The 6,042-nt window shown below is 42.5% G+C and carries 6 protein-coding genes; all 6 read right to left on the bottom strand.

Annotated elements, in window-relative coordinates; genetic code table 11:
* Window positions 1–309 precede the first annotated feature (309 nt).
* Entirely contained in the window at window positions 310–1,428 is a 1,119-nt protein-coding gene (locus KGY70_03500) for an ATP-binding protein (GenBank protein ID MBS3774232.1), read from the bottom strand.
* Window positions 1,429–1,482: 54 nt separating this feature from the next.
* Complete coding sequence (locus KGY70_03495; protein MBS3774231.1) at window positions 1,483–2,064, bottom strand: DUF3267 domain-containing protein; 582 nt, start codon at window positions 2,062–2,064, stop codon at window positions 1,483–1,485.
* A gap of 171 nt (window positions 2,065–2,235) precedes the next feature.
* Window positions 2,236–2,997: an ABC transporter ATP-binding protein gene (locus tag KGY70_03490; protein MBS3774230.1), complete on the bottom strand. Its 762-nt coding sequence runs from the start codon at window positions 2,995–2,997 to the stop codon at window positions 2,236–2,238.
* A 19-nt stretch (window positions 2,998–3,016) separates the two neighbouring features.
* Window positions 3,017–4,081 (bottom strand): iron ABC transporter permease, encoded by a 1,065-nt coding sequence (locus KGY70_03485; GenBank protein MBS3774229.1) that lies wholly within the window; start codon window positions 4,079–4,081, stop codon window positions 3,017–3,019.
* Window positions 4,082–4,119: 38 nt separating this feature from the next.
* Entirely contained in the window at window positions 4,120–5,241 is a 1,122-nt protein-coding gene (locus KGY70_03480) for an iron ABC transporter substrate-binding protein (GenBank protein MBS3774228.1), read from the bottom strand.
* Between the two features lie 299 nt (window positions 5,242–5,540).
* Window positions 5,541–5,942: a nickel-responsive transcriptional regulator NikR gene (gene nikR, locus KGY70_03475; GenBank protein MBS3774227.1), complete on the bottom strand. Its 402-nt coding sequence runs from the start codon at window positions 5,940–5,942 to the stop codon at window positions 5,541–5,543.
* Window positions 5,943–6,042: the final 100 nt, after the last annotated feature.

The following is a 6,042-nucleotide window of genomic DNA, read 5'->3' as shown; positions in this document are numbered from 1 at the left end:
GCGTTTAAGGATGCATGGGTCATGATTTTTATTTTTTGTGAATTTTTTGATTGATCAGGGATTCGATAAAACTTTCCATCCGGAAACAACCCTGACTTTTATAAAAAGTCAATTCACCTTTATATATAATGGGAAAATAGGTAAAACTTTTGCACAATTTGGTCCGGATAAATAAAATTCGCGGCCAAATAGTCATGAATACCGGAGGGATTCAAATAATGAACAAGATCAAATATTTATTATCATTCCATTGCTTCAGAATAACTTATGGCTAAGGGGAATTTGAATGGAATGGTTGTTCCGGTATTTTTAATGAAACCACTCCAAATAGTTTTTCGGGGTGATGAATTTGACTTCGGCGTCAGGATAAGCCTTTCTCCAGGCCAGGGGAATTTTGTGTTTGTTGTTGTTCCATGAGAATATGAATCCGCAAAGCCTGCCGTCTATCTCTTCTATCATGTCAATTTCCTGCTGATCATAGGTCCGCCAGAAATAATTTTTTGCTCTGGCCATCTGGTATTTTTGTTTTTTAAGCCTTTCGGAAATCAGGTAGTTTTTCCAGAGTGTTTCTACATCATCCCGGCTTTCAAGGGGATTGAAATTCCCCACAATGGCATTGCGCAGACCATTATCAGTGAAATACCAGCTTGAATTCACACTGACTTCTTTTTTCAGATTTCTTTTGAATCCTTTTAATTGATGAATGATACAAAGATCCTGCAGTAAATGGAGATATTTTTCTGCCGTATACCGGTTCATAGATAATTTTTTCTCCAGTTCCCTGTAGAAAATTTCCTGACCGATCAGATAGCTTATCAGGCGCAGGAGATGGATTACTTTTTTCATTTTGTTTTTGTTTCCGGTCGTCAGGATGTCCCGGAGCAGATAAATATCGAAAAGTTCATTCAGATAAAGTTGTTTCTCTATTTTGCTGAATGTATCAAGAATTTGGGGATAATTACCGTAAATAAGCCTTTGCTCCAGATGATCGATTCTTTTGATCCCCCAGTTTACCTGCTGGCATTCTTGGTGGGTAAGGGGGTAGAGCACGTGATCCGATCGCATGTTATCCAGACCCGGCAGAGTGGGTTTGAAAATGGTGGTAATGATTATTTTCAAGGCAGGAATGGTATTTTTGAAGAATAGCAGAACTTCTTCAAGATTCGGTAAACACTGGGCATCATCAATAAGAAGAATGTGTTTGTTGCTTATTTTTTCCCAGTATTCCTGACTGTTTTTTTCCAGCAGGAATTCTTGGCTCTTTTGTTCACCGGCATTTAAATAAAGGCATATGCCCTCATAATAGGAAGCTATACTTTTTAGTAAGTGGGTTTTGCCTGCTCCCTGAGGCCCCGAAATAATGAGAATTTTGCCGGTATTGATCTCGTTTAGAAGAATAGACTGAAGTTCCCGTTCAATTGGTTTCATGATTTTAAGGTATTAGCAATGTGGAAATTTAAAAAAAAATGATTACATTTTCCATTAATTTTTATTCTTTTTTTTATAAAGATAACAACCCAGCTTATCCGGGTGATCAAGAAGTAAGCTGCTTCTCTTTTCTTTTCTGAGTTCCCACATCATGGCAAAGTCACCTCCGGCAGCAAATGAAAAAAATATTCCCAGTAACAAAAATCCCATGCTACCTTGTACTAAAGCAAATATCAGAGGGAAAATACCCTGCAAAAGGCCGGGCATGAAACCACCCGCGATGTACTGGTTTCTTCTTAGCGGTTCTTTACAGTGACAATAGGGGGTGAGCATCCTGAGCCATATCCCGAAGCGGATAGATCTAAACCCATTCTTGCAGAAAAGGGCCCATGTAATGCCGTGGAGCAATTCGTGCAAAACGATACCTCCCAGGACGATAGCCAATACAATAAGCGGATTATCAGGAAAAGCATTCCTGAACGCATTGAAGCTGAACATCCCGGGCCAGAGAATAAAGAAAAGAATGATCGAAAAAAGTATGAGGGGAATGGTGATTCGAAGGGCCTTCCGGCCGATTTCTTCTATGTTGATCGTTATTTCCTGCCTGGTATAATAATACGGATCCATATCCATCATTGAGGTTGGGTTTCTTTCATTGATGTAACATTTTTTTTCAAAATATGAATTTCAAATTGATTTATATGCCAAATTCACAAACTTTGTTTATATCACCAGGAAACCCGCATATTAATTATGTTCTTGTTGAGAAAAGTTCTGCATGCGGGTTTTTTTGTAAAGATAAGGAATTTATGCCTTTTCTACCGGCACGAAAAACACATTTCCGTTGTTGTGAAATATGTTTACCCGTATATTGTAAAGGTTCTCGATGTTTTCTCTGGTCAGTATCTCTTTACCGCCGGTGGCAAATATTTTTCCTTCCTTCAGCATAATGAAGGTTGAGCAATACTGGGCGGCGAGGTTAAGGTCATGAATGGCTACCAGTGTGGTAATGTTTTTTTGTGTTACATTTTGCAGCAACTGCAGCACTTCGAGCTGATGCCTCAGGTCGAGATTGGCTGTAGGTTCGTCAAGCAGAAGTATATTGGGCTGCTGGGCCAGTGCACGGGCTATGAAAACCCTTTGCCGCTGACCTCCGCTAAGCTTGTTTACATCCTTCATGGCAATATCTTCCATATCAAGCTGTCTGATGATGCGGCCGGTGATGTTTCTGTCCTCCTCTTTTATTCTCCATCCAATATAGGGTTTGCGGCCCATTAAAACCGTGTCAAAAACCGTAGCTGGAGGGGTGTTCCGGGCTTCCTGGGGCACATATCCAAAAGTTTTGGCCCTGGTGTGTCTGTTAAACTGATGGATGTTTTCATTTTCAACGAATACCGTTCCTTCTTTGGGTTTGAGAATTCCATCGATGCATCGCAGCAAGGTACTTTTGCCCGAACCATTCGGACCTACGATGGCTGCAAAATCTCCTCCGGGAATTTCTCTGTTGACATTTTCCAGTACCGGTCGTCCGTTGTAGCTGAATGTGATGTTGTCTATCGTGAGCTGCATAATTTCATTTTTTTTGTTTTTACCAATATCCTTTCCCTATTCCTCTGATCAAAAGATACAGGAAGAGCGGGGCTCCCAGGAATGAAGTGAGTATACCCACCGGCAGCACTACAGGAGCGATGACTGTGCGGGCCACCGTATCGGAGACCAGCAAAAACATACCGCCGAAAAGGGCAGAGGCGGGTATCAGAAAACGTTCATCGCCACCAATCACCCTTCGAACAATATGAGGAACAACCAATCCGACAAAGGCGATGATGCCAAAGAACGATACGGTAACTGCTGTTGCAAGCGAAGCGGTTACCATACCTGTAAGGCGTGTTCGCTGTACGTGAACGCCCAGGCTTTTGGCCATCTCGTCGCCGGCATCCAGTGCATTGTAATTCCACCGGTTCCTCAGAAAGATCACCGTGGCTATGAGTACTACCCCCAGAAGAATCAGAAAGTCTCTCCAGGAGGATCTTCCGATATCGCCAAAGGTCCAGAAGACAATAGAAGAGATCTCGATATCATCCGCAAAATATTGTAATGCTGTAATTCCTGCCGAGAATAACGAACCCAGGATAATTCCCGTGAGGATCATTACTTCAGGAGTGGCTCCCTTGAACCTGGCCAGCAGAAAGATGATTAATGTACTGACCATACTCCAGAGGAAGGCCGATATGGTAACGCTGTATGGATTGTTCAGCATTACGGTTTCGGTATTTCCGCTCTGACTGGTTCCTGCCGATAGAACAATAACGGCGAAAGCGGCACCGAAGGCAGCGGCATTGGAAACACCCAGAGTGAAAGGAGATCCCAGTGGATTTCTCAGAATGGTCTGCATGGCGGCACCTGATACGGCAAGAGCTGTACCCGCCAGAATGGCCGAAAGTACACGGGGTAACCGGATGTTAACGATGATCTGATGCTGCATTTCGCTGCCCCTGGCAAAGATGACGTTGAATATGTCATTCAGTCCAATACTTGCGGAACCCAGAGTAATGCCGACAATTGCAAAAGCAATGAGCACAACAAACATGAGAAGCAGAAAGGCATATTTTTTCCCCTGGTAACTCCTGTAACTTGTTTCAATGGTTTCCATCAGTCGATTTTTCCATTATTATACATTTGTTTCCTGCTTTACTGTCCGAACAGTTCTTCGGGCTTCACCCTTGCATATCCTCCGTATTGTTCTTTCATTTTATTATAGACACCAACACCCAGAAAATGTTTGTAGATGGAATCGGTTTTTGCAATGATGTCGGTGTTCTGAAACCTATCCGGATACAGAACTGAGGCTACATACCATGAATTAGCCAGTACCGTGGCATAATTGGTGCTGTACCAGTTGTAGGGATGCACTCCATATATGTTTCGATCACGGAAAGCCGGAACCTTTTTAAAAGCTGTTCCGTGGTTTGTGAGGTCTTTTTTCACCAGATCCAGGCCGGCAAGGTCAAGGAAGATCAGCTCGGGTTGCCATACCAGTATCTGCTCAATATCCAGAAAAACCCCTTCGTTATTGGCATAATTTTTTTTGAGCGTGGAAGCTACATTTGTGGTATTGGTAAACTCAAAAGGCTCATAATAGGGTGAGGTTGAGTTAATGCCATGTATTCCCCTATGGGATACGCCTCCGATGTAAACTTTGGGCTTCTTCTCTTTTGGAATGTTGCCTGTCAATTGGTTCAGTGTGTCGATGGTGTTTCGGTAATAGCGGATGAGGGATTCTGCCCTCTCTTTTTTCCCAAGCACATGGCCTACCATGTGAAGCGCATTTTCAAGCACATCCCATTCACTGCTTTCGTTGACGTATTTGAGTGCAATCACAGAGATATCGGTTTTTCTTTGTAATTTATCCGCTTCCTTTTTTGTGGTGTAGGTTTTGAAGATCACATCCGGGTTTTGTTCGGTGATCAGTTCAGCATCTCCGGTAAAAGCCGGACCTATAGGGGGTTTTTCGGCCAGCTCAGGATGCGCATAGCTATAGGGGCGGCCGGTCCGCCTTTCTATCTCTTCTACACCGGCAACCATGTCTTCTGCCTGCATATAAACCAAGAGGCGCAGAGCTCCAGGACCAATACCGATTACGCTGCTGATGTCATTGGGAACATTTACCTGGCGGCCCAGCATGTCCTCAACTGTATGCTCTGCTTTCTGCCCTGACCCGGGATTGTTGCAGGCTGTAAATCCGGTGAGGATAAGCATTATACCTGTGATCAGGGTCTTTCTTCCCGGTTTGTTTATGGATTTAGATACCATTTGTAAGGGCAGATTGATGATCTGAATAAAAATCCGTTGTTTTTTAATGTTTACAAATATACAAAATGTTACTATTTCTGTAATCGTGTTACGTTAAAAATAATTAAACAGATCAATGAAGCATGTTAATAAGGGAAAGTGTATGAAACCGGAATAAATTAACTGGTTAAATGCTGATTGGGTTAATTTGGATAAGATGATTCAAATCGATTTGACTTTATGGACAAACACTACTTAATGAGCATTTAATGGGGCTCTTACCTTTTCATCATATACTCATTCCTGCATTCAAACATTCCTCATCCCACAGAGGTCATCACCAGCTTGCCGTGTTTGATGCCTTTCATTCCAATGAGCTTATCTGCCAAATCGATGAGCTCACTGGCTTTACCTTTTACGGCAATGGTTTCGAGGCAATTGTCGTGATTCAGATGGATGTGTTGCACCGACAATACCTGTTGGTGATACTCGTGCTGAATGCTGGTGGACTGGTTGGACAGATTACGTTTGTGATGGTCAAAGAGCAGGGTGATGGTACCGGCTACCGCTTCATTTTCTTTCCACTGATCTTCAATCTGGTGTTCCTTGATCAGATACCGTATGGCTTGAGAACGGTTGGGAAACTGGTGTTTTTTAACCAGCTCATCCAACTGGCCAAGCACTTCTTCCTCCAGAGATACTCCGAATCGTTTGATGGCCATAGTCTATGTTTTTAAATTAGTGAAGGTACAGTCTCTAAATTGAATGATCAAAAATTAAATCAAGCATTTATAATATTTTGTTGTAACTAACAATTCGGAA

The sequence above is a fragment of the Bacteroidales bacterium genome (assembly GCA_018334875.1).
Lineage (GTDB): Bacteria > Bacteroidota > Bacteroidia > Bacteroidales > UBA12077 > JAGXLC01.
The sequence above is the reverse complement of the archived record's forward strand: the minus strand, read 5'-3'. Positions and strand labels throughout refer to the sequence as shown.